The 23,231-nt window shown below is 41.8% G+C and carries 19 protein-coding genes and 1 rRNA gene; 11 read left to right on the top strand and 9 right to left on the bottom strand.

All coding sequences use genetic code 11. The annotated features are described in order from the left end of the window. Positions 1 to 92 precede the first annotated feature (92 nt). Positions 93 to 204, top strand: a 5S ribosomal RNA gene (gene rrf, locus E0F88_RS18910). A gap of 586 nt (positions 205 to 790) precedes the next feature. Here rrf and dxs read toward each other — a convergent pair. The 4 genes from dxs to mutL all read right to left on the bottom strand — a co-directional run bounded on the left by dxs (position 791) and on the right by mutL (position 6,442). Beyond that, the gene (gene dxs / locus E0F88_RS18905) at positions 791 to 2,725 is read right to left on the bottom strand and encodes a 1-deoxy-D-xylulose-5-phosphate synthase (protein ID WP_131959824.1); all 1,935 of its coding nucleotides are present in this window, start codon (positions 2,723 to 2,725) and stop codon (positions 791 to 793) included. An 86-nt stretch (positions 2,726 to 2,811) separates the two neighbouring features. Then, entirely contained in the window at positions 2,812 to 3,729 is a 918-nt protein-coding gene (locus E0F88_RS18900; RefSeq protein ID WP_131959823.1) for a rhomboid family intramembrane serine protease, read from the bottom strand. A gap of 3 nt (positions 3,730 to 3,732) precedes the next feature. Beyond that, positions 3,733 to 4,512: a rhomboid family intramembrane serine protease gene (locus tag E0F88_RS18895; protein ID WP_131959822.1), complete on the bottom strand. Its 780-nt coding sequence runs from the start codon at positions 4,510 to 4,512 to the stop codon at positions 3,733 to 3,735. Between the two features lie 43 nt (positions 4,513 to 4,555). Continuing rightward, positions 4,556 to 6,442, bottom strand: coding sequence for a DNA mismatch repair endonuclease MutL (mutL, locus tag E0F88_RS18890; protein WP_131959821.1), 1,887 nt, complete (start codon positions 6,440 to 6,442; stop codon positions 4,556 to 4,558). Between the two features lie 231 nt (positions 6,443 to 6,673). On the opposite strand from mutL, the gene E0F88_RS33740 reads away from it, so the two are divergent. Continuing rightward, positions 6,674 to 6,838, top strand: coding sequence for a hypothetical protein (locus E0F88_RS33740; protein WP_165940106.1), 165 nt, complete (start codon positions 6,674 to 6,676; stop codon positions 6,836 to 6,838). A 279-nt stretch (positions 6,839 to 7,117) separates the two neighbouring features. On the opposite strand, the gene nagB is transcribed toward E0F88_RS33740, so the two are convergent. Beyond that, the gene (gene nagB, locus E0F88_RS18885; protein ID WP_131959852.1) at positions 7,118 to 9,052 is read right to left on the bottom strand and encodes a glucosamine-6-phosphate deaminase; all 1,935 of its coding nucleotides are present in this window, start codon (positions 9,050 to 9,052) and stop codon (positions 7,118 to 7,120) included. Between the two features lie 408 nt (positions 9,053 to 9,460). Here nagB and glyA point away from each other — a divergent pair, with 408 nt between their 5' ends. The 5 genes from glyA to serS all read left to right on the top strand — a co-directional run bounded on the left by glyA (position 9,461) and on the right by serS (position 15,224). Then, positions 9,461 to 10,762, top strand: coding sequence for a serine hydroxymethyltransferase (glyA, locus tag E0F88_RS18880; RefSeq protein ID WP_131959820.1), 1,302 nt, complete (start codon positions 9,461 to 9,463; stop codon positions 10,760 to 10,762). Between the two features lie 239 nt (positions 10,763 to 11,001). Further along, entirely contained in the window at positions 11,002 to 11,703 is a 702-nt protein-coding gene (locus E0F88_RS18875; RefSeq protein WP_131959819.1) for a tetratricopeptide repeat protein, read from the top strand. 143 nt (positions 11,704 to 11,846) lie between these two features. Continuing rightward, positions 11,847 to 12,344, top strand: a complete 498-nt coding sequence (ribH, locus tag E0F88_RS18870) for a 6,7-dimethyl-8-ribityllumazine synthase (protein WP_131959818.1) — start codon at positions 11,847 to 11,849, stop codon at positions 12,342 to 12,344. Positions 12,345 to 12,503: 159 nt separating this feature from the next. After that, positions 12,504 to 13,862 carry an aspartate kinase gene (locus E0F88_RS18865; protein WP_131959817.1) on the top strand — a complete coding sequence of 453 codons (1,359 nt, stop codon included), beginning with the start codon at positions 12,504 to 12,506 and terminating at the stop codon, positions 13,860 to 13,862. A gap of 69 nt (positions 13,863 to 13,931) precedes the next feature. After that, a complete protein-coding gene (gene serS / locus E0F88_RS18860) occupies positions 13,932 to 15,224 on the top strand; it encodes a serine--tRNA ligase (protein WP_131959816.1) in 1,293 nt (430 codons plus the stop codon). Positions 15,225 to 15,271: 47 nt separating this feature from the next. On the opposite strand, the gene E0F88_RS18855 is transcribed toward serS, so the two are convergent. Beyond that, positions 15,272 to 16,603, bottom strand: a complete 1,332-nt coding sequence (locus tag E0F88_RS18855) for a MutS-related protein (RefSeq protein WP_131959815.1) — start codon at positions 16,601 to 16,603, stop codon at positions 15,272 to 15,274. Positions 16,604 to 16,759: 156 nt separating this feature from the next. On the opposite strand from E0F88_RS18855, the gene E0F88_RS33735 reads away from it, so the two are divergent. Continuing rightward, positions 16,760 to 16,924, top strand: a complete 165-nt coding sequence (locus E0F88_RS33735; protein WP_165940105.1) for a hypothetical protein — start codon at positions 16,760 to 16,762, stop codon at positions 16,922 to 16,924. Between the two features lie 156 nt (positions 16,925 to 17,080). Further along, positions 17,081 to 17,743, top strand: coding sequence for an ATP-binding cassette domain-containing protein (locus tag E0F88_RS18850; RefSeq protein WP_131959814.1), 663 nt, complete (start codon positions 17,081 to 17,083; stop codon positions 17,741 to 17,743). On the opposite strand, the gene E0F88_RS18845 is transcribed toward E0F88_RS18850, so the two are convergent. Both E0F88_RS18845 and E0F88_RS18840 read right to left on the bottom strand, forming a co-directional pair. Further along, the gene (locus E0F88_RS18845; protein ID WP_131959813.1) at positions 17,731 to 18,978 is read right to left on the bottom strand and encodes a hypothetical protein; all 1,248 of its coding nucleotides are present in this window, start codon (positions 18,976 to 18,978) and stop codon (positions 17,731 to 17,733) included. The two genes, E0F88_RS18850 and E0F88_RS18845, sit on opposite strands and share 13 nt — an antisense overlap. After that, positions 18,975 to 20,246: a hypothetical protein gene (locus tag E0F88_RS18840; RefSeq protein WP_131959812.1), complete on the bottom strand. Its 1,272-nt coding sequence runs from the start codon at positions 20,244 to 20,246 to the stop codon at positions 18,975 to 18,977. The genes E0F88_RS18845 and E0F88_RS18840 overlap by 4 nt, the downstream gene beginning before the upstream one ends. A 222-nt stretch (positions 20,247 to 20,468) precedes the next feature. Between E0F88_RS18840 and E0F88_RS18835 the strand changes: the two genes are divergently transcribed. Together E0F88_RS18835 and E0F88_RS18830 are read left to right on the top strand one after the other, a co-directional pair. Continuing rightward, positions 20,469 to 21,608, top strand: a complete 1,140-nt coding sequence (locus E0F88_RS18835) for an acyl-CoA dehydrogenase (RefSeq protein ID WP_131959851.1) — start codon at positions 20,469 to 20,471, stop codon at positions 21,606 to 21,608. 173 nt (positions 21,609 to 21,781) lie between these two features. Continuing rightward, a complete protein-coding gene (locus E0F88_RS18830) occupies positions 21,782 to 22,711 on the top strand; it encodes a helix-turn-helix domain-containing protein (protein ID WP_131959811.1) in 930 nt (309 codons plus the stop codon). 70 nt (positions 22,712 to 22,781) lie between these two features. Here the strand turns inward: E0F88_RS18830 and E0F88_RS18825 are convergent, their stop codons facing one another. Then, a complete protein-coding gene (locus E0F88_RS18825; RefSeq protein WP_131959810.1) occupies positions 22,782 to 23,213 on the bottom strand; it encodes a nuclear transport factor 2 family protein in 432 nt (143 codons plus the stop codon). Between the last annotated feature and the right edge of the window lie 18 nt (positions 23,214 to 23,231).

Genomic DNA, 23,231 nt, shown 5'->3' with positions numbered 1-23,231 from the left:
TATTTTATCTCTTCTACTTCCAATATGACATGAAATTCAATGTTAATCATTGAAACTCAAAAGACATTGTTGATAAACCAACAGAAAATCTTGTTGGTGGCTATTGGCCTGGTGTTCACCTCTTCCCATCCCGAACAGAGAAGTTAAGCCCAGAACCGCCGATGATACTTGGGTCAAACCTGGTAAAGTAGGTAGCCGCCACAATACTATTAAACGAAGACCATCTCAAAAGGATGGTCTTTTTGTGTTTAGGACTATCGGCCTGGACGGTGCGACGACTCGCCGAGACGCGAAGTCTTCACCTCTTCCGATGCCGTGCCGCCCAGGCCGGGCCGCGCAGGCGGGGCCGCCCAGGCCGATGATATCGCCCCATGCAGTCCAACATGGTGAAGCAGAGGGAAGGCCTGGTGCGGGACGCGCATTCTAGTCGCCACAATACGATTACAACGAAACCGAATCAGCGTGCACAAAAAAATGCCGCCCTCTTTCGAGAACGGCATTATGTGCCGAAGATGGGATTCGAACCCACACAGAGCAACCTCCACAAGAAGTTGAAAATGCAGCGCTTAATGATCGCTAAACTACAGGCGAGTGTTACAGCGGGGAATAAAACACATTTCTAGAAGAGACCCGCGAGTGACAATACAAGCTGCCTGAGCCTTTTATATCATCAAGTAGTTAGCTATTTTTTTATCCCAGGAGCATTTGACACCACAAAATAGACTCGTGTTCCAAAACTCCTAAACAAGCCTTAAAACAGCGAAACTTGCGGACTACTGATGAATAAACTTCAATGAGCAACTGATACACCGGCAGACATTATCTCAATGGCATGTTTTACGATGCCCGCGGTATCAAATCCACATTCATGGTATAGCTCTTCCGGTTCGCCGTGCTCAACGATTCCATCGGGAATACCTAAGCGTTTCAGGCGGGAAGTATAGCCATTATCTACCATAAATTCCATCACAGCACTACCAAATCCGCCTTGTAAACAACCGTCTTCAATCGTTATAACACGATCAAAGCGACTAAATATCTCATGTAGCATAACCACATCCAGTGGCTTCACAAACCGCATATCATAAAGTGCCGCGTCTATTCCTTCCTTATCGAGAAGATCACAAGCCTGATTAGCAAAATTTCCAATTGGACCCAACGAAAGAATAGCTAAGTCCGAGCCTTCCTTAATTTTACGCCCGGTACCGATCCTAATCTCTTCAAAAGGAGTTTTCCACTGGGGCATCACACCATTTCCACGTGGATAACGTATTGTGAAGGCCAAACTGCCCTTCTGGAAGGAATCGAGCTGAGCAGTATACATCATATTTCGTAACTCCTGCTCATCCATCGGAGAAGCTACTACCATATTTGGAATACAACGCATGTATGCAATATCATACACGCCGTGATGAGTAGGCCCGTCTGCTCCTACCAAGCCTGCACGGTCCAGGCAAAATATAACAGGCAATTCCTGTATACATACATCATGTATAACCTGGTCGTATGCCCGCTGCATAAAAGTGGAGTAGATGTTACAAAAAACAACTTTACCGCGTGTTGCCATCCCTGCTGAAAAGGTAACAGCATGCTGCTCCGCAATCCCTACGTCGAAAGCTCTGTCGGGCATTGCTTTCATCATGATGTTCATAGAAGATCCGGAAGGCATCGCAGGAGTAACGCCTACAATCTGCTCATTCTTTTCGGCGAGTTCAACGAGAGTATGACCAAAAACATCCTGAAATTTAGGAGCCTGAGGTACATCATATACTTTCTTCTGAATTTCACCTGTGATTTTATCAAATATACCTGGTGCATGCCATTTTGTTTGATCTTTTTCTGCGGGCCCGTAGCCTTTTCCTTTAATCGTAAGGCAATGGAGAAGCTTTGGCCCGGGAATGCTCTTTAAATCACGTAAAACCTCGGTTAAATGACTTATATCATTTCCATCGATCGGACCGAAATACCGTAATCCAAGAGATTCGAACAAATTGCTCTGGCGAAGTATAGCTGTTTTCATAACGGCCTCAACTTTTGAAACAATTTCCTGAGCACTTTTTCCAAAGTTGCTCATCTTACCAAGCATATTCCAGACTTCGTCGCGAAACTTATTGTACGTCTGTGAGGTAGTAATATCAGTTAAATACTCTTTAAGAGCACCAACATTAGGATCAATGGCCATGCAGTTATCATTTAGAATGATAATCAGATTAGAATCCGTGGCTCCTGCATGGTTCATACCTTCAAATGCCATTCCGGCTGTCATAGCGCCGTCGCCGATAATTGCAATATGCTGACGCTGATAATTCTCTTCCAATGCCGAAGCTACCGCCATTCCTAAGGCCGACGAGATCGATGTTGAAGAATGCCCAACACCAAATGCATCATAAACGCTTTCTTTGCGTTTTGGAAAACCGGATAGTCCTCCATAAGTACGGTTGGTATGAAAATCGTCTCTTCTGCCGGTTAATATTTTATGTCCGTATGCCTGATGTCCTACATCCCACACGAGCTGATCATCCGGCGTATTGAAAACGTAATGAAGTGCTACACTTAATTCAACAACTCCCAGACTTGCACCAAAATGTCCTCCATAGACTGAAACATTATCGATTATGTACTGGCGCAATTCATTACATACCTGCGGAAGTTGAGAACGATCCAGCTTTCGTAAATCTTCGGGAGAATCAATCTTCGCGAGCAGTTTTCCTGGGGTTATTAGCATATTGAAGGCAATTATAAGTCAGTTTCGAGATTTGATCCCACCCAAAACATGAACAAAATTAATCAAATAGGTAATCAATATGATTTTTATTTTTGCTGGCTCGCTTTGAACAGCTTTTGCTTCTCTTCTTTGGTCAAACTCTCATAACCCGACTTTGAGATTTTATCAAGTATCGTGTCAATTTCTGTTTGATTTGGCATTTCAATAGTAGCTGATGATGAAGCCGAAGAATAAACGCTCGTACTGCGATATACCTGTTTTTCACGGTAAGTAACCTGCATTGAGGGCCGCTTTCGGAAAAGTCTGGACCAGCCATTCATCACAGCATACAATGGTTTTCCAAGATCAGTACCATTTTGAAGCATTTTGATAAACACATAACCTACCAATGCACCTCCTAAATGAGCAAGATTTCCGCCGGCATTAGGTCCAACGGTTTGGGCCAGAGAAAGTATAATATAAAATAATGCTATAAATTTAATCCTGATAGGGCCCAGAAATATCAGATTGAAAGTATAATTTGGTAAAAGTGTGGATGCACCCACAGCAACGGCAAACGCTGCGGCAGAAGCCCCCAACATTTTGGATTGTTCGAGGTGTGGCTGAAAATACGGCAATAGATTATAAATCACCATGTAAATAATCCCACCGAAAATCCCTCCGAGCAAATACAAAGCAATTACTCTTTTTGCACCTAAATATTCATCAACAAGCTTTCCAAACCAGTAAAGGAACAGCATGTTAAACAAAATATGGAATATATCGTCATGGGTAAAGAAGTAGGTAATCAGCGTCCATGGTCTGTATGCAAAATCGGTTGTGGAAGCCGGAAGCTGGAGCATGTCCATAATCCAGCCATAAATATGAGAAGACTGAGAAAGCGTAAGAATGATTTTTGATAAAAGTAAAACGAGAAAAACAGCGGTATTAATGAGGATAATTTTTACCAGTGAATTTTCAGATTTAGCGAATTCCCTTTTTATGTCGTCTACAATATTGCTCATCTCTCAATAGTTTGTTTTCTTGGTAGCCCAGTAACGCAACAATATATATGCAAATAGCATTCCTCCGATGTGAGCAAAATGGGCAACATTGTCAGACGGGGCATTTTTTATTCCTGAATATAATTCATACAACCCATAAAACGTAACGAAATATTTCGCTTTAATAGGGAACGGAATGAAGAGCATAAATAACTCCATATTCGGATACAACAATCCAAACGCCATCAGAATACCAAAAATTGCACCGGACGCACCAACCATAGGCTGGTTAATCACCGCATCGTAAGTTATATTAACAAGCTGAATACTGGATTGAATATAATGAGAATTCGTAGGATTTTCTTCAAAAGCATTTACAAATTCCAGGTTTGCTTCATATAAACCTTTTGCATGTTTACTAAGGAAATCTACCAATGCATCCGGCGAGGGCGACTGAATATATACATCTATTGCATTCCGCAGCATTGTATTTTCAAAATAGCCGATACCTGAAAACAGCAATCCAGCCCCGATTCCTGTAAAAAAGTAAAAAAACAGAAATTTCTTAGGTCCCCATTCTCTTTCCAGCAAAGGCCCAAACATAAATAACCCGAACATATTGCTGAAAAGATGTCCAAAGTCAGCATGCAGGAACATATAGCTTATAAACTGAAAAGGCATGAAACCGGAAGACAGCACTGGCCTTAAAGCTAAACTGCCGGATAAACCGAGCTTAGAGTCAACAACAAAAAACAGTAAATTAAGTATTAACAGATTTCGTACCGTTGGGGTAATGGATAACATATTTTATCAATCAGGTGATCTGTGTTCAAATTGTAACGTATTCTTAACCTTTAAAAATCCCGCTTAGTTTATCCATCGTCAGTAAAACGATAATTGCCTCACCACTAGGCGTACGGTTTGGATCTGTGGATGCAAACAGCTGGTCAATAAGTGTATGTATTTCCACAACAGACAGTTTGACTGCATATCTGATGGAAAACCGGCGGGCCAAGGAACGGGATAAACTTTCGGGTTTGTTCAGTTTCAGATCCGAATAACTTTGTTTTAATTGCTCTATAAGTTCCTCAAAAAGATCCTGCTCACTTTCTTCCGGTAAATCGGCGGGAATACCACGGATAATCAGTTCCGTGGGACCAATTTCATCAAATTCAAAGCCAAGACTTCTGATTTCCTTCTTTGTTTCATGTACCAGCTGCATATCCGAATGGGTAAGACGGATCGTTTTAGGAAATAGTAACTGCTGACAGGCACCATTTCTGTTGGTTAACATTTTGCGGTATCGTTCGTACAAAATCCGTTCATAGGCAGCCTTCTGGTCAATCAGCATGATACCATCTTTCACTTGAGATAAAATATACCGGTTGTGAAGCTGAAAAATAACTGCATTACTTTCCGGTGCAGCAATCACCTCAGAAGCCATTCGGTTTACTTTGCTGGCAACGGTCATGGCTTGTTCCTGGTACTGTGGGCGCGATGCGGAAGAAACATTGGTCTCAAATGCAGCCAATTCCCTGTGCCTGTCCTCAGTATTTTGCAGGCCTTCAAATAATTTATTCCAGTTTGTAAGATTAGACCGCGACTGTCCTGAATCCGGTTTTTTAGACTGCGCAGCCCAGTCCGGCATCACAGTCCTTGGCACCATGTTGTGATTCGGATCCGAAGGTGACGGACTTAAAAAATTAATATTGTCTTCGAAATCAATGGATTGTGACAAATTGTAAACCCCAACTGCCTTTTTTACCGCAGCCATGATAATCGCATAGACCGACCGTTCGTCATCAAATTTTATTTCAGTCTTGGTAGGATGAATATTGATGTCAATATGTGAGGGATCAATTTCGATAAACAAAACATAAAACGGGTGACTGCCTTCCGGAATCGTTCCGTCAAAAGCACTGACTACCGCATGATGCATGTAGCTGTGTTTGATGTAACGGTCATTTACAAAGAAAAACTGCTCTCCACGCGTTTTACGGGCAAATTCCGGCTTTCCTATATATCCCCGCACACTGATGTATGATGTATCTTCCTGACAAAAAGCCAGCTGTTCGCGGTAGCTTTTTCCATATATATCAACAATTCTCCGAACCAGCTTTCCTGATTGGAGATTAAAAACTTCGGTATCGTTATGATGCAGTGTGAGCGCAACTTCCGGATGAGCAAGCGCAATTCGCTGAAATTCATCCAGAACATGCCGCATTTCGACAGCATTTGATTTTAAAAAATTACGTCTTGCAGGAACATTAAAAAACAGGTTTTTAACCGATATGTTGGTTCCTGTAACGCAGGCAACCGCTTCCTGAGTTTTGATTTCAGAAGCTTCGATTTTAATTAAAGTACCGATTTCATCTGCTTCCTGCCTGGTACGTAACTCCACCTGTGCCACAGCTGCAATAGACGCCAAAGCTTCCCCGCGGAAACCCATGGTTCTTATCCTGAACAAATCTTCTGATTGTCTTATTTTTGATGTGGCATGCCGCTCGAAACACATTCTGGCGTCTGTTACCGACATTCCCGAACCGTCGTCAATTACCTGAATTAAAGTTCTTCCGGCTTCCCGTAAAATAACCTGAATCTGATTTGCTTTCGCATCAATGGCATTCTCCAAAAGCTCCTTTACTACCGACGCTGGCCGCTGGACAACCTCTCCGGCGGCGATTTGGTTAGCAATTGAATCCGGTAATAATTGAATGATGTCGGAAGACGTCATATTGAGTTGAATGTTTTACTATATATAAACAAATTAACAAAATTTTTTTTAGAGCTCAGGATTTTTGATGGAACGCCTCTGTTTCTGTAAGTGTGTGTATCTATATAATTAGTTAAAAAATTATATTTATTATTGAAATTTTAACGATGGTCGAATCGTTTTAAAATAAATTTGTGTTATCATTACAGAAATTGAAAGTACGAGGTAAAATCAGTGAATAACCCATACCCTATGAAAGCGCCCGGTCTTAAAAAATTTAATGCAACGATGGCCTTACAATGGCTCATCTTTTTACCCGTAATACTACCGATCTGCATCATTTTCGGGGCATTTCAGGGTATTGTCGGAATGGTTGAAAAAATGGTTAATCGTTTATGGATCGATCTGGGATTATGATCCTGCCTGATCTTTCAAAAATTACTCTTTACGAGATTTGATAACAGAGAAATTGAAAGGAAGATTCTTGAGTTCTAATAAAATATAATCAGGTCTTTTTTAAGTTACCTGAATAAGTAAAGCAAACGAGCAGTCAGGATATTTTTTATTAAAAAAACGAAATCTCTGATTATCATCCTTCTGAACAAAAATAACAAAGCGGCCTGGTAAATGATTAACATTTGCCAGGCCGCTTTGTTTAAGCTTAAATCTCAAAAGCGCATCAGATCGCTTCTGTTTCTAAAATTTCCATCTTACAAAGGCTTCCATCGCCTCATATTCTGCTAAGCCAAGTTCGTCATACAAATGGGCCGTTCCGCTGTTCCGCTCTTCTGCACGCTGCCAGAATTCGCGGGAATCATCTCCCTGGAATACAACTCCGTCTTTTTGTGATTGATGTTTGAAAATCCCCTGACGCTTTTTCAGAACCTGATCAGGACTCATCGGAACCGCCATTTCGATTTCGTAGATATCCCATTCCGCCCAGGCTCCGCGGTATAACCAAACCCAGCAATCTTTCATGAAATTTTTATGTTTCGAACGTTCCAGTGCAGCTTCGATTGCGTCCCAGCATACTTTGTGCGTTCCATGCGGATCAGCAAAATCACCGGCTGCATAAATCTGATGCGGTTTGATTTCTTCAATCAGATTTTCAACGATTTTAATATCCTCTTCTCCGATTGGTTTTTTCTGAACCGTTCCTGTCTCGTAAAAAGGCATGTTAAGGAAGTGTGCCTGGCTGGTAGGAATTCCTACAAAACGGCAGGTTGCTTTTGCTTCACCTCTTCTTAAAATTCCTTTTACCTGGCGAATCTCAGGCGTATCGATTTCACTGTCTTTGGTATGTTTCAGGAAAGTCTTGGCGTCAAGAAATAATTTGTTTGCCTCAGGACTATCAATTCCGAATCCTTTGTTAAAATCAACAACGAAGTCAATAAAACGAAGTGCTTCATCATCAGCAACGGCAATATTTCCGGAAGTCTGGTAAGCAACATGCACTTCATGTCCCTGGTCAACGAGCCTTTGGAAAGTTCCACCCATTGAAATAATGTCATCATCCGGATGCGGACTAAAAATCAGAACGCGTTTTTTTGCAGGCTGAGCACGTTCCGGGCGATTGGTATCGTCGGCGTTCGGTTTTCCTCCGGGCCATCCTGTAATCGTATGCTGTAACTGGTTAAAGACATTGATATTGATCTCATAACCTGAACCATACTGGGCAAGCAAATCGCTCATCCCGTTATCATTGTAATCTTTATCCGTTAGTTTAAGAATCGGCTTACCCAGGCTTTTTGATAAATGGGTAACCGCCTTTTTAATCATTTTGTTATCCCAAACGACCGAATCAACAGCCCATGGTGTTTTTACTCTTGTAAGCTCCGAAGCCGCACTTTCATCCACAACAAATGAGACGTCAGGATGTGCCTGAAGATAAGATGCAGGATTACGCTCAGTTACGGGTCCTTCTACGGCTCCGCGGATTACAGAAGCTTTTCTTTCACCCCATGCAAGCAATACAATCCGGCGTGCACTTAAAATTGGAGCAACACCCAATGTGATCGCTTTACGGGGTACTTTATGTAAACCACCAAATTCCATTGCAGCAGCTGCACGTGTCGAATGGTCAAGTGTGATCAGCCTGGTGCGTGCATTGATCAGAGATCCCGGTTCGTTAAAACCAACGTGTCCGTTTCCCCCGATTCCGAGCAACTGAAAGTCAAGACCGCCAACTGCACTGATTTTGTTTTCATAAGAAATACAGTAGTCACGCAGCAAAGCAGGAGGAACTGTTCCATCCGGGAGAAAATAATTTTCCTTTGGAATATCAACGTGATCAAAAAGCTGCTCTTTCATAAACCTGTGATAGCTATAAATAGAATCAGGTTCCATTTGATAGTATTCATCAAGATTAAAAGAAATTACATTTTTAAAGCTCAGCCCTTCTTCTCTGTGCATTTTTATCAGTCTTGCATAAACGGTCTTTGGTGAAGAACCAGTTGCAAGTCCTAAAACACAGCTTTTGCCTTCTTTTTGTTTCCTGCGTATCAGATCAGCGATTTCCTGAGCGACAGCATTGGATGCTTCTTTGGAATCGGCAAAGATCTGTGTAGGTATTTTTTCATAAGTAATTGGCTGTCCTACCGTTCCATCGGTTTGATTACTGGCAGCTTGCATTAAGATTGTCTCTGGATTCACAGTCTGATGGTCCATTGGTTAAAATTTGTTTCGGAGTTTAAGAATAGAAAATTGCAGATAGCAAAAAGTCATGAACGAAGTGTGTATTTAACTTTCCTGATTCGCCAAAAGATCAAACATACCTGATCAAAAAGGTTTGACTGAAATCAAACGGATTAGAATTCATTCGCAAAAATACAACTCAAAGCCAATATTCTTAAAAAAATTTAAAAATAACTTTCCTTTCATTATACAGGTTAAAAGAGAACACAGGCTATTGCTGATTAAAATCTGTGAAGCCATTTCCTGCCTTTTTCCAGAAAGTGAGTTGTATTTTTTCATTCCACAAGAATTGCTCGTATTTTTGCAGCTTAATCTACAACCAACTATCATTTTTCCGTTAATCCCATGTCTACACTCACAAGCGTTGAACGTGATACAGCCATTTTTGACCTGATAAATAAAGAGAAATATCGTCAGGAATCCGGCATCGAACTGATTGCTTCTGAAAACTTTACGTCAAAACAGGTGATGGAGGCGGCCGGAAGTGTGCTTACTAACAAATACGCAGAAGGGCTTCCCGGAAAACGGTATTATGGTGGCTGTGAAGTTGTGGATGAAATTGAGCAAATAGCAATTGACCGTCTGAAAGAACTTTTTGGAGCAACCTGGGCAAATGTACAGCCGCACTCCGGAGCGCAGGCAAATACAGCTGTTTTTCTTGCATGCCTGAACCCTGGTGACACGATCATGGGTTTCAACCTGGCGCACGGAGGACACTTAACACATGGCTCACCGGTAAATATCTCAGGTAAATATTTCCGTCCTGTTTTTTATGGTGTTGAAGCCGAAACAGGGTTGATCAACTGGGATAAAGTTGAAGAAACTGCGGTAAGAGAAAAACCAAAACTATTAATATGCGGTGCTTCGGCATACAGTCGTGACTGGGATTACGAACGTCTGCGCGCTATTGCCGATCAGGTTGGCGCCTTGCTGATGGCCGACATTGCTCACCCGGCAGGTTTGATCGCGAAGGGTTTGCTTAAAGATCCGTTCGATTATTGTCATATCGTCACTACAACTACGCACAAAACTTTGCGTGGACCGCGTGGAGGAGTAATCATGATGCGTAATGATTTTGAAAATCCATTCGGAATTAAAACACCAAAGGGTCAGACTCGTTTGATGTCTTCACTTTTGGATTCAGGCGTTTTCCCCGGAACACAGGGAGGACCGTTAGAGCACATCATCGCTGCAAAAGCGATTGCGTTTGGTGAAGCTTTAAGCGAAGGTTATTACAACTATGCAACACAGGTAGCCAAAAATGCCCAGGCAATGGCGAAAGCGTTTACTGAAAAAGGTTACAGAATCATTTCAGGAGGAACAGATAACCACCTGATGCTGATCGATTTGCGTACTAAAAACGGAATCGATTCGGGATTGACGGGTAAACTGGCAGAAAATACATTGATTAAGGCTGATATTACCATTAATAAAAATATGGTACCCTTTGATGATAAATCACCGATGGTAACTTCCGGTATCCGTGTCGGAACGGCAGCTATGACTTCAAGAGGTTTGATAGAATCTGATATGGCGCGCATCGTTGATCTGGTAGATACAGTTTTGATTAACCATGACAATGATTCGAAAATTGCCGGAATTAAAGGTGAGGTTAATAACTGGATGAAGGAATTTCCTCTTTATTAAGCAGATACAAAAAAGTATTTAATTAAAACGGCATAGAACATCACTTGTTTCTATGCCGTTTTAATGTCAGAAAACACCATTGGCCCGTTATTTATTTGTCTTGGCTAACAATAAAAACGTACAATCAGCCGGCACACTTTATTCTGATAATTTTAAGAAGTTAAAGAATTGTGTGCTAAGATGTTTTGACTTAATAAAGTTTTCATAACTTTGCACTCCAAAATTGAATTTTAATTGATATGAGCAAGAAAAACACGGACGAGTCCGGTTTTGAAATTATTGAAACACCTGAGGCTCTGGCCGGACAAATCAATAAAGCAGAGGTTTTTTTCCTGAAAAATCGTAAAGTGCTTCTGGGCATTGGCGGAGCGATCGTGCTTGCCGTTGTCGCATTTGCAGGATACCGGTTTTATATAGATAGCCAGGAGGGAACAGCTCAGAATGCGCTTTCGAGTGTTGTTTATGATTTCGAAGCAGATTCATTGCAAAAAGCATTGAATGGAAGCGGAGGTAATGAAGGCTTGCTTTCTATCGCAGACAGCTATAAAGGAACAGATGCAAGCAATCTTGCAAATTTTTATGCGGGTGTTGCTTTGCTCAAACAAGGTAAATTCGATGAGGCGATTAGTCATCTTGAATCTTTCAGCTCCTCTGATTTGTTGCTGCATGCACGTGCGCAATCTTTGATCGGTGATGCTTATCTTGAAAAAAACCAGGCAGCCGAGGCTATTTCTTATTACAAGAAAGCATCTGACTATGAAAAAAATGAGTTTTTCACGCCGGTTTATTTGATGAAACTTGCTCTTGCTCAGGAAAAAGCAAATCAGCCTGCTGATGCTTCTTCCACATATAAACGTGTTATAGACGAATTCCCTCTTTCGTCGGAAGTGGTGAACGCTAAGAAATACATGGGATTATTAGAAGGACAGGTCGGCAAATAATGGTTAACCATTTCTGTTCTCTAAAAGGATAAAGCCGACAACGGTTTTATCCTTTTTTTGTTCCTGGTAAATATAAATTCCAACAAATCAACTTTACGTTCAGTAAATCAAATCTGAGCTGAACATTAACTTCCGGATTAAATATGTCTAGTGCTGATAAAAATTTGAGTGTTTTTAAAACCGATGGTCTTCCTGACATCAGTAATAAAAAATTTGCCCTTGTCGTGGCAGAATGGAACAGCGAAGTAACTGAAAAACTGTTTGAGGGTGCTTATCAGACCTTAATCGGGTACGGTGCAGCGGCTGAAAACATTGAACGCGGAAACGTGCCCGGAAGCTTTGAACTTACGCTGGGTGCACACTGGTATGCGCAACGCAGTGACATCGATGCAGTAATCGCATTGGGTGTGGTGATTCAGGGAGAAACGAAACATAACGATTATATCAACCATGCCGTTGCACAGGGAATTACCAATATCAGTATCCAAAATAACAAACCTGTAATTTTTGGTGTGCTTACACCCAATAACATGCAGCAGGCCGTTGACCGCGCAGGTGGTGTTCATGGAAATAAAGGAGACGAAGCAGCGATGACGGCAATTAAGATGGTTGGTCTGAAAGACAAAATTTTTACCAGGTAGATAATGTTGTCAGGTATGATCAGGAAATAGTCAGGTATTGGTCATTTATTTTTATGAACGACCATACCGTGAAGAGTAACAACGCATGGCTATAATTGACAACGCATGACAATACTTGTCCCAAAAATTATTCATTTAAAATTCAATCAATAATTATTTATGCAAGTCTGGAAATTTGGTGGCACTTCGGTAGGGAAACCTGAGCGCATGCATTCAATCCGTGAACTTCTTGAAAGTGACCCGAACCGTAAAATTGTTGTTTTGTCGGCATTGTCCGGTACAACAAACGCGCTGATTTCTATTGGCGAGTCGGTAAAGGCGTACGAAGAAGAACAGGCAATATCTAAAATAGACGACCTTAAAACGCATTACAGTTTGTTTATTAAGGAATTGTATTCAACCGAAGCCGGACTTGCCAAAGGACAGGAAATTATTGACAGTGAATTCGGATTCATCCGTTCGCTGGTGGGTATCAAACCTTTTACCATTAAACAGGATAAAGAACTGGTAGCGGAAGGCGAGATATTGAGTACCAAAATGTTCCAGGCTTATCTGGAAGAAAAAGGAGACAGCTCGGTTTTGCTGCCTGCGCTTGATTTTATGCGCATTGATGCTGATGGTGAACCTGAATTAAATACTATTGAGGAGAAACTGGTTACTATTTTAAACCAGCATACCGATAAACAGACAATTGTTACACAGGGCTTTATTTGCCGTAACCCAAGAGAAGAGGTCGATAACCTGAAACGAGGTGGTTCGGACTATACAGCATCTTTGATCGGCGGTGCAATCCGTGCGGATGAGATACAGATCTGGACAGACATCGACGGAATGCACAACAACGATCCGCGGATTGTAAAACGTACTTTCCCGATCAGAGAACTGACATTTGAAGAGGCTGCTGAACTGGCCTATTTCGGAGCGAAAATTCTGCATCCAAGTACAATTACACCTGCCAAACTTCGTGGAGTTCCTGTACGTCTTAAAAATACCATGCAGCCGGAAGCACCGGGAACGCTGATTGCAAACCAGTCTTCAGACAGAGAAATCAAAGCAATTGCTGCAAAAGACAACATAACGGCGATTTACATACATTCGACCCGTATGCTGAATGCTTATGGCTTCCTGCGCAGGGTTTTTGAGATTTTTGAAAAATACAAAACACCGGTGGACATGATCACCACGTCGGAAGTTTCTGTTTCTGTAACAATTGATAATTCGGATCACCTGGAAGCGATTACGGCTGAACTGCGTGAATTTGCGGATCTGGAAGAACATGACCGTGACCAGAATATCATTTGCATCGTTGGTAATTTCAGTGCGGATAAAGAGGGAATTGCATTAAAAGTGCTTGAAGCAATGAAAAATATTCCGATCCGCATGATTTCTTACGGCGCTTCTGAACACAACCTGTCGCTTTTGATCCATTCGAAATACAAATCGGAAGCATTGAACGTGCTGAACGAGCGTTTGTTCTACTACGAAGATGCAATGAAAAATATATTTTCAGCTCAGTAATTTTAGCTAACCAATTTAAAACACCAAAAGCTGTAAGCCGATAGCCGACAGCCGACAGCCGACAGCAATATGTTACAACCTATATTCATCCGCGATAACAGAGATCTGACACTCGCCGGATTAAAGAAAAAACATTTTAAGGACGCAGAACAGGCAGTGGACCGGATCATTGAACTGGATCGTTTGCGCCGTGAAACACAGCAGGAGCTGGACGCGGTACTGACACAATCCAATGCAAAGGCAAAGGAAATTGGCGGTCTGATGAAAGAAGGCAAAAAGGCCGAAGCTGAATTGGCGAAAGGTGAAACGGCCGCTTTGAAAGAAAGATCGAAGCAGTTGGAAGAACAACACAAGGAAATTGAGCAGACTCTTTTAGAAGAACTGGTTAAACTTCCCAATCTTCCGCATGAAAGTGTTCCTGAAGGCCGTACTGCTGAAGACAATGTAAACATTCTGGAGCAGGGAGCAAAACCTGTACTCCCGGCCGGAGCATTACCTCATTGGGAACTGATCAAAAAACTGGGAAAAAATCTGGCGCCTATCATCGATTTCGAACTAGGCAATAAAATAACCGGAGCCGGCTTTCCTGTGTACAAAGGAAAAGCAGCAAGGTTACAGCGTGCGATGATTGCTTTCTTTCTGGATGAAGCCGGAAAGGCAGGTTATACAGAGGTACAGACACCTATTGTAGTAAATGCTGAATCCGGGTTTGCAACCGGGCAGCTACCTGATAAAGAGGGTCAGATGTATCACGATGCACAGGATGATCTGTATCTGATCCCGACTGCGGAAGTTCCGGTTACCAATTTGTACCGTGATGTGATCGTTCCCGAAGCAGACCTGCCTGTTAAACACGCAGCGTACACACCCTGTTTCCGCAGGGAAGCAGGTAGCTGGGGTGCGCACGTACGCGGACTGAACCGTTTACATCAGTTTGATAAAATCGAAATTGTTCAGATCAATAAACCTGAGGAGTCATATAACGCCCTGGAAGAAATGGTTGGCCATGTGAAAGGTTTACTGGAAAAACTTGAATTGCCATACCGTATTCTACGCCTTTGCGGAGGTGACATGGGTTTTACTTCCGCGTTAACTTATGATTTTGAAGTTTGGTCTGCCGGACAGGAACGCTGGCTGGAATGCAGCTCGGTTTCCAATTTCGAAACCTACCAGGCCAACCGGTTAAAGCTCAGATTTAAAACCGCTGATAAAAAAACACAGCTGTTACATACGCTGAATGGCTCTGCTCTGGCGCTGCCACGCATCCTTGCCGCTTTACTGGAAAACAATCAGCAGGCAGATGGAACAGTTCGGATACCAGCTGTTTTGGTGCCTTACTGCGGCTTTGATGTAATCGAGTAAGATTATTATGAATGATAAGTTTTAAAGCCTTCATGAAAATGAGGGCTTTATTTTTTTGATCCCAGCAGTAGCTGCGGTATACCCACTTTTTCCATGATCAGCTTGCCTACTTTTTCGGAGGCAATACCTTCTTCCAGTTTAAAAGTGTTTATAAAATCGCGTCCTGTAATTGTTGTTTTGAAACACTTAAAACAAACAGCGGGTGACTGGAGAAAACTATCCAGCAATTCCATCAGGTGCGTGGAAACAATGAAAACAGAAGATGGATAATTGGCAAAACCATTTAAAACTGTTTTCGAGCAGTGCAGAGCGTCCTCCTGGTTGGTACCCCGGAATAATTCATCGATGAGAACGCAGCAGTTTTCACCGTTGTAAAGAGCCTGGGCAATTTCTTTGATACGCATTACCTCGTTATAAAAATGGCTATATCCCAGTACAATATCATCAGAGAGGTGGATTGAGGTAAAAAGCCTGTCAGAAAATGAAAGCCGCAGACTGCCTGCTGCAACCGGCCAGCCCAAATGAGCAAGGTAGATGGCAACGCCGGACGACTTCAAAAAGGTAGTCTTTCCACTCGTATTGGCACCGGTAAGAATGCAGATACCAGGATCTCCGGTGAGCGAAAAATTGTTTTTTACCGAATGGGTAATCAAAGGATGCCACAAATCTGTAACATCGAAACAGGCATCGGTATCAACGAATTCGGGAAAACACAAACTATGTTCCTTCGCTGTTTTTACAATTGCAGTATGAGCGTCCAGAAAATAATAGATATCCAGAATTCTTCTGAAATCCTTCTTATGTTGTTTGCGAAAGAAATAATCAAGGTAGAAAACAGAACGTTTGGAAAGTAAACTGCCGCCGTTGATTAAATGAGTCTTTAAGATCAACGAGTCCAAAAAGGATGTGAGAAAATCAAAATCTTCCTGAAACCTGGCGGGGAAATCAAAGTATTTTATTTGTTCAATCGTATCGAGCAGAGCCTTCAAAACCTTAATCGTGGCAATCACACCACTTTCTATCCGCTGAAATTCTGCAGGGTTTCGATAAGAGAATATCATTGTTTGATACCAGTGCTGAAATACATCCTGCGACATCGTATGCGTGATGTTGCTGTCGTAATAGCTTTCTGATGCCGCAATGTAGGCATGGGAAACATTAATCTCCCACAAATCCAGATTTCGCATAATCGATTTAAGAAGTTCCTGGAATTCGGTTATTTGCGACAAATCTTGTTTTGGCTCTTTAATCATACTTTTCAGCAGATCACGGCCGCCGTAAGATTTTGTCTTGTTATAAAAACTTAAAATGGAAGCATCGATGCGCTGGCCTGATATAATTTGGAGCTCATGAAGGGTATGTTCGCCAACAGAATGCATAACTGACTTTTTGGATACGCTCAAAAATAGTTACTCCGTCCAAAGTGCTTCTGTTAAAGTAAGTTAAAACGGGAATGCACCGGTGTTTCGGTGATGTTAATTAATCTTAATCCTGTCTGGTGGAGGTTTTACTTTTCTACCTTTTGGAAAAAAGTAATGAAGCAACGTTTGCTGGCTATATTCTACTTTTATCTGTCGATCGCCATTTTTGGAGGAGTGTTTTCCGTAGCCATTTGGTGGGCTTTAGAAATGCCGATAGATGAAAAATTTCAGGTTTTCTTTCCTCTTTATTTGCTGGCGAAAATATTTTTGATGCAATGATCTGGTGGTATCTAAGAAAGCACAATACGGCCTGGTTGTTTTTTTATTCAAATCTGGGTATATCCGAAATAAAGCTTTACGTATCCGTTTTTGTCATTGATGTAGCTGCATTTCTGGTATTAGTACTCGTAGTAAAACTATTTTTGAATTACTGAAATGAAAACGCAGACACTCGAAGCAGACAGTATGTGGCTGGAATTTAATGGAAGAAAGGTACTTCAGAGTATTTACTTAAAAATGGAAACCGGCCGTGTAACGGGTTTACTTGGGCGTAACGGAACGGGCAAATCCAGCTTGCTCAGGATGATATTCGGGACATTGAGAGGGCAAAATCAGTCTGTTCGGCTTAATGGCCGTTACATTTCGCACCCATATTTCGAAAAAGGACTTGTAAGATACTTACCGCAGTCACCTTTTGCGCCCAAAGATTTGGAGGTACGCCAGCTATGCAGCATGTATCAGGTTTCTTTTGCAGAAATGATAAACTATTTTCCGGAATTGAAAGGTTACGAAAACGAACCTGTACGTAATTTATCAGGCGGGAAAACCAGGTTATTTGAAACGCTGCTGATTCTGCTGTCGCCGGTTCAGTTTGTGTTGCTCGACGAACCCTTTACACATATTTCACCCGTCATGGTTGAGTCGTTGTCGAAAGTTATTCTTGACAAAAAAAAAGAAAAGGGCATTCTCGTATCTGACCATTCATACAAAAATGTGCTGAATTTAAGTGACGATACTTACCTGATCGTTCCAATTGGCCGCAGTTTATTACTAAAAAATCCTGAGAGCGAACTCCGGTCACTCGGTTACACGTCCTGATTGTTACCTTTCGGAAATGCAAGCCAAACAAAATAACCGGTAAGCAATACAATACTCACCTGCATGAGGTAGTCAATCAGCAATCCCGATGAGGCTGCGGTGTCTGAAGGGGTCATGTAACAAGGCATGCCAAGCCGCCACCAGTACGATGGATGTACGACACTCAGAACATTAAATATTAACAGAAGAATGATCTGCCAGGTGCTGTTCCAGTTGATGACATAAAATACAAGCGGAATAAGAAAAAGAAAAATGTAATTACTATAAGCACTCTGCTGTACAACCATCATTGTAGCATACAGAACAATCCAGACACGTGAAAGCATGACTCTGAAATCTGCATTTCGTAATTTCCAGGCCGCAATACAGGCCAAGCCAACAGAGGTTACCAGGCCGATCCAGTTCCAGAATTTTTGTCCAACGCCTATGTGATTGTAAAACCAGGGATTAAGAATGGAAGGGATATTAGGCGCACGTAAAGTCTGTGCTTCGTCCATGGGCTGCGTAAACTCCCATCCAACCAATGGATAAAGAATGGCAAGAGAAACGATACCAATCAGGATCATCGGTATCAGAAAACGAATTTTTTCTTTTTCGATTAAAAAGAGCGGAACGAGGATAAGGACAAAAATGGCTTTTGTCATCAGCAAACCAATTGCCAGGATGACGGCATACCACACAACACTAACCCTTCTTTCCCGTACCAGATAAGCCAGCGCCACAAATAACCACATCCAAACATCTTCCTGAGCGCCAACAATGCAAAGAACAAGTGAACCTGGCAGGATATAATAGATGAGTGAATTAAAAAGAAAAGTACCACGAGACTGAAATGGCCTGTAGAAATGCCAGGAGATTAAAACGGCAATTCCATCCATAACCGCCATGGTTAATACAATCATTTTCGGGTCATACCATAATTTAAGCCAGATGCCAAGAAAATAAGCATACAAAGGCGAATACGGCGACCAGAAATCTTTGTAGACAATAAGTCCCTGGGAAGCCTTGCTGCCTTCGTCCCAGAAACCGTTAACGTCGGAAGTTGTCGCCATATCCGCTATCAGATAAATGGCAACAAACGGAATCAGACGAAAAAAAAGCCATCCGACGGCCAGAGTTTGATTCGCTTTTTTATTTTCGAGCCAGGATGTCAATGCTGTTCTTTTGAGCAACATCACAACCAGGAGAATTACCGAGACAATGCTAATGCCTAATTTTGCTAAAACGATATTCATGCGGCCGCAAGATTAGGTGTGATCACAACTTTACGATAGGTCTCACGTAAAATCCAGAAAAAGCAGGCAACATTGAGAATCTGCAGAACATATTCGAACAGGAATGAACCGTTCGCAAACATGGCAGGAGAAAGGTATGCAGGCTGTTTGATATAAACCCAGATGAAAGGCTGAACCACCGTGAGCCAGTTTAATGCAAGCAGGATAATCACATGCCGGGTTTTACGAATATCGATTATTTCAAAAAGAACGGCCATTAAATAGGCAATGACATAAGCCCCCATTGCGCTTGCCTGAAAAATCATCATACAAACAAAACAAGCTATGAAAATGCCCGGCAGAATCTCATTGATATGACGGTGACGCGCTTTGTATGCCATGTAAACAGGAACAAAAACGGTAAAAAGCAATCCAATCCAGTTGATCATGGTGGATTTTTTTTCATTGATATGAAAGATCAGCTCAACCCATGGGCGACTAATGGAAAACAGGTTAGGCGTCATCAGCTGTTCTGTATGCTGAATCGGCATTAGAAAAAGATCGCCGATTTGCCAGTATAAAAATCCAATGGCCGGAATACCGATTGCTGCCATTGTCAGCAGCATTTTAACAGGACGTTTTACAACCACCAGCATGGCAGGAAGCAGAAAAATAAAGGTTACTTTAATCGTCAACAGCGTAAGCGCGTAAAGTAAACCTATTCCCACTTCGTAGTTTTCGGTTTTCTTAATTGTATATCTCCAGATCAGCAAAGCGGCTCCCCAAAACCAGACTTCTTCCTGCCCGTCGACAAGGATGTACATAAAAGCTGCCGGGAGCATCAGGTAAATAACAGCCAGCTGTAAAGCTTTTGCACTCTTTACCTTATAAGTTTGATAGGTCAGCCATAAAATCCCGGTTTCCATAAAGACCATAAACAGCACAATCGCCCGGGAATTATGCCAGATCCAAACCGGCAGACTGATAATGTAGGCATATAGAGGCGCGTGATAGGACCAGAAATCCCGGTAAACAAAACCTCCTTTTTTTGCAGCTTCGGCTTTGTAAAAGAAAAACGGAATATCGCCCCGTGGATCTTCATTGAGCACAAGAAAAATGCCGATCCAGGGAATCAGCCGCAGCAGAATGAAAGCAAGAGTAAAAATCAGTTTATCTTTTTCTAATTGCCATTTGGAAAAAAGATCAGAACGGCTGATTGTCCAGATGATCCCAAACGTGAGTATCAGATTGACGATCAGTTTTATGTAAAATACTGTAAGAACGGGCATGTGTTGTTAATAACGGTAATGAAGTATGTGATTTGTATAGTGTAAGGTTCTCAATTCAGCCGCAAACTTAAGACATCTTTTTTTCAAAATGGGCAGCAATGCGCAAAGTTTTAACGTGTTAGAAATTCGTATGCTTGCATACTGCTTTTCTAAGAGCTATTTTTGATTACTTCATTTTAATAGCATAAAAAACCTATGCCTTATACTTCACCACTAACAGGAATGGATTTTAACCTGAGCGAGGAGCATCTTGCGGTTCAGGAAGCAGCACGGGATTTTGCTCAGAATGATCTTTTACCCGGTGTAATTGAAAGAGATAATGAACAAAAATTTGATCCCGCCTTATTAAAAAAGATGGGAGACCTGGGTTTTATGGGCATGATGGTTTCACCGGAATATGGCGGAGGCGGCATGGACACATTGTCTTATGTCATTGCCATGGAAGAAATTTCCAAGGTTGATGCTTCGGCTGGTGTGATCATGTCTGTGAATAATTCGCTGGTATGCTGGGGGTTGCAGATGTACGGCACGGAAGAGCAAAAACAAAAATATCTGGTGCCGCTTGCATCCGGAAATGTAATAGGAGCTTTTTGTCTTTCTGAGCCGGAAGCGGGTTCGGATGCTACGTCCCAGCATACAACGGCTGTCGAAAACGGAGATCATTATTTAATCAACGGTACCAAAAACTGGATTACAAACGGAAACTCTTCTTCTGTCTGTCTGGTTGTGGCGCATACACATCCGGAAAAAGGTCATAAAGGAATTAATGTTTTTATTATTGAAAAAGGAACAGAAGGTTTTGTAGTTGGAAGAAAAGAAGACAAAATGGGTATTCGCGCATCGGATACGCACACCCTGATGTTCTCGGATGTGAATGTGCCAAATGAAAACAGAATTGGAGAAGACGGATTTGGTTTTAAATTTGCAATGAGTACCTTAAACGGCGGACGTATAGGAATTGCCGCACAGGCATTGGGGATTGCTGCCGGGGCTTTCGAATTATCTTTAAAATATGCTCAGGAGAGAAAAACTTTTGGCAAACCAATTAGTGAACATCAGGCCATTCAGTTTAAGTTATCTGACATGGCAACCCGGATTGAGGCAGCACGTATGCTCGTATACAAAGCAGCCAGGATTAAAGATCAGGGAAAAGACTACATCAAAGCGGCCGCCATGGCCAAACTTTATGCGTCCGATGTGGCGATGTGGGTTACAACCGAAGCAGTTCAGATCCATGGAGGGTACGGATATGTGAAAGAATACCATGTAGAAAGGCACATGAGAGACGCAAAAATTACACAAATTTATGAGGGTACCTCTGAAATACAAAAACTTGTAATCGCCCGGGAGCTCTTAAAATGATCCCATTTATGTAACCGCGTCAGTTTTATTCTTAATCTTGGACTAAATTCATACCAAAATATCATTATTTTTCATTTTTTTGTCGAAATATACTTGTATTAGTTTTGTACAATTTATTAGATTTGTACAAAATTAGAAAGTCAGGCTTTTTCGGCCGTTAAATATATACAAGCATGGAGGACTATAATAAGATTATTGAGTCGTTGGGGGTAAAGTTTGTGAAAGCTCGTCATATCCGGATTTTGCAGCCGATCACGATCAAAAACTTCTACGACGTACAAAACTCGTTAACAATTCTGTATGACGGAGAGGTTTCCTTTGGAACCGAGGAGTCTCAAAGAGTAGAGGAAGGCGACATGCTTTTTATTCCCGGAGGAAAGCATGCCACTGTTACCTACGGAAACTCGCAGTCTGCCAAAACCGTTTCAAACGAAGAGTTCATGACCAACCGCGATAACTATATCGAAGCTGGCCACGATCCTGCCTTGATTGGTAAATTGCCAAACTCTTTTGGTTTAATTTCTTTTGAAGCGAAGGTATTTGATACTGTTAACTTTTTCACATCTCTTGATGTTCCGCCTTTCCTGATCAAAAGAGACGATCAGATTGCAGCAACGATCAACCAGATCCTGAGCGAAGATATGCTTGATACACCTGGAAAAGGCCGTATCATCAAAATCAAAACGGAAGAAGTTGTTATTGAAATCATCCGGTACATTCTTAAAAACAAATTGTTCGTTGAGCAGCTTGTTACAAACAGTACCTATTTTAAGGATCCCCGTTTGATTGATATCTTTGCTTATATCAAGGACAATCTGGGTGGTGATCTTTCCAACAAAGTATTGGCAAACGTTGCCAACGTTTCAGAAGATTACGTTGGGCAGTATTTCAAAATGCTTACGGGTATTAATCCACAGGATTATATCGAATATCAGCGTATGGAAAAGGCCGTTGATTTACTTCGTACATCCAAGAAAAGCATTCGTGCGATCGGTTCGGATGTGGGTTATAAAGACACTGCTTATTTCTGCCGTCGTTTTAAAATGATGTTTGGCATTCCGGCTGGTAAAATGCGCCGTCGTGAGTCACTCATGAATGTTTAACAGCATTTTTTAGATATAAAAAAGGAGCGGCCGGCATTCGGTTCGCTCCTTTTTACTTATTTGGCTATACTTATCTGATCGGAGTAAGCTGCACAGCTGAAACTTTCCAATTCCCTCCCGACTTCACACAAACTGTCATGTAGGCAACATCGTTATTAAAACCGTTATTCTGCACCTGGCCTCTTGCACTCCATGTTCCGGTAATAACGCTCACATCTCCAAGGTTCTTTGTCATGGCACCTGAAAGCATTCCTGATTCGATGGTGAGATAGCCTTCGGCAACAACCTGGATCAGCAGACCACGGTTAATTGGTTTTCCATCAAAACTTGTAATTGAAAAGTCGGTGGCCAACAAATTATCAAGTGCCTTCCCGTTCTCTTCCAGCAGCGCTTTGAAAAACAGGTTAGAGCAATCTGTGGCATCGATAGGCTGTGCAGTTGACTGTGCCTGAACTACGACTCCTGAAAAGACCAGAAAAGTTAAAAAGATTATCTTTTTCATAAAATAAATAAACAAGTA

The organism is Dyadobacter psychrotolerans (assembly GCF_004349265.1).
Classification (GTDB): Bacteria; Bacteroidota; Bacteroidia; order Cytophagales; family Spirosomataceae; genus Dyadobacter; species Dyadobacter psychrotolerans.
Note: the sequence above shows the minus strand (reverse complement) of the source record. Positions and strands in the feature narration are given on the sequence as shown.

What these genes read in the sequence shown, in the direction of transcription:
- dxs (WP_131959824.1), bottom strand. Translation starts at nt 2,725, where the DNA reads ATGCTAATAACCCCAGGAAAACTGCTCGCGAAGATTGATTCTCCCGAA.
- E0F88_RS18900 (WP_131959823.1), bottom strand. Translation starts at nt 3,729, where the DNA reads ATGAGCAATATTGTAGACGACATAAAAAGGGAATTCGCTAAATCTGAA.
- E0F88_RS18895 (WP_131959822.1), bottom strand. Translation starts at nt 4,512, where the DNA reads ATGTTATCCATTACCCCAACGGTACGAAATCTGTTAATACTTAATTTA.
- mutL (WP_131959821.1), bottom strand. Translation starts at nt 6,442, where the DNA reads ATGACGTCTTCCGACATCATTCAATTATTACCGGATTCAATTGCTAAC.
- E0F88_RS33740 (WP_165940106.1), top strand. Translation starts at nt 6,674, where the DNA reads ATGAAAGCGCCCGGTCTTAAAAAATTTAATGCAACGATGGCCTTACAA.
- nagB (WP_131959852.1), bottom strand. Translation starts at nt 9,052, where the DNA reads ATGCAAGCTGCCAGTAATCAAACCGATGGAACGGTAGGACAGCCAATT.
- glyA (WP_131959820.1), top strand. Translation starts at nt 9,461, where the DNA reads ATGTCTACACTCACAAGCGTTGAACGTGATACAGCCATTTTTGACCTG.
- E0F88_RS18875 (WP_131959819.1), top strand. Translation starts at nt 11,002, where the DNA reads ATGAGCAAGAAAAACACGGACGAGTCCGGTTTTGAAATTATTGAAACA.
- ribH (WP_131959818.1), top strand. Translation starts at nt 11,847, where the DNA reads ATGTCTAGTGCTGATAAAAATTTGAGTGTTTTTAAAACCGATGGTCTT.
- E0F88_RS18865 (WP_131959817.1), top strand. Translation starts at nt 12,504, where the DNA reads ATGCAAGTCTGGAAATTTGGTGGCACTTCGGTAGGGAAACCTGAGCGC.
- serS (WP_131959816.1), top strand. Translation starts at nt 13,932, where the DNA reads ATGTTACAACCTATATTCATCCGCGATAACAGAGATCTGACACTCGCC.
- E0F88_RS18855 (WP_131959815.1), bottom strand. Translation starts at nt 16,603, where the DNA reads ATGCATTCTGTTGGCGAACATACCCTTCATGAGCTCCAAATTATATCA.
- E0F88_RS33735 (WP_165940105.1), top strand. Translation starts at nt 16,760, where the DNA reads ATGAAGCAACGTTTGCTGGCTATATTCTACTTTTATCTGTCGATCGCC.
- E0F88_RS18850 (WP_131959814.1), top strand. Translation starts at nt 17,081, where the DNA reads ATGAAAACGCAGACACTCGAAGCAGACAGTATGTGGCTGGAATTTAAT.
- E0F88_RS18845 (WP_131959813.1), bottom strand. Translation starts at nt 18,978, where the DNA reads ATGAATATCGTTTTAGCAAAATTAGGCATTAGCATTGTCTCGGTAATT.
- E0F88_RS18840 (WP_131959812.1), bottom strand. Translation starts at nt 20,246, where the DNA reads ATGCCCGTTCTTACAGTATTTTACATAAAACTGATCGTCAATCTGATA.
- E0F88_RS18835 (WP_131959851.1), top strand. Translation starts at nt 20,469, where the DNA reads ATGGATTTTAACCTGAGCGAGGAGCATCTTGCGGTTCAGGAAGCAGCA.
- E0F88_RS18830 (WP_131959811.1), top strand. Translation starts at nt 21,782, where the DNA reads ATGGAGGACTATAATAAGATTATTGAGTCGTTGGGGGTAAAGTTTGTG.
- E0F88_RS18825 (WP_131959810.1), bottom strand. Translation starts at nt 23,213, where the DNA reads ATGAAAAAGATAATCTTTTTAACTTTTCTGGTCTTTTCAGGAGTCGTA.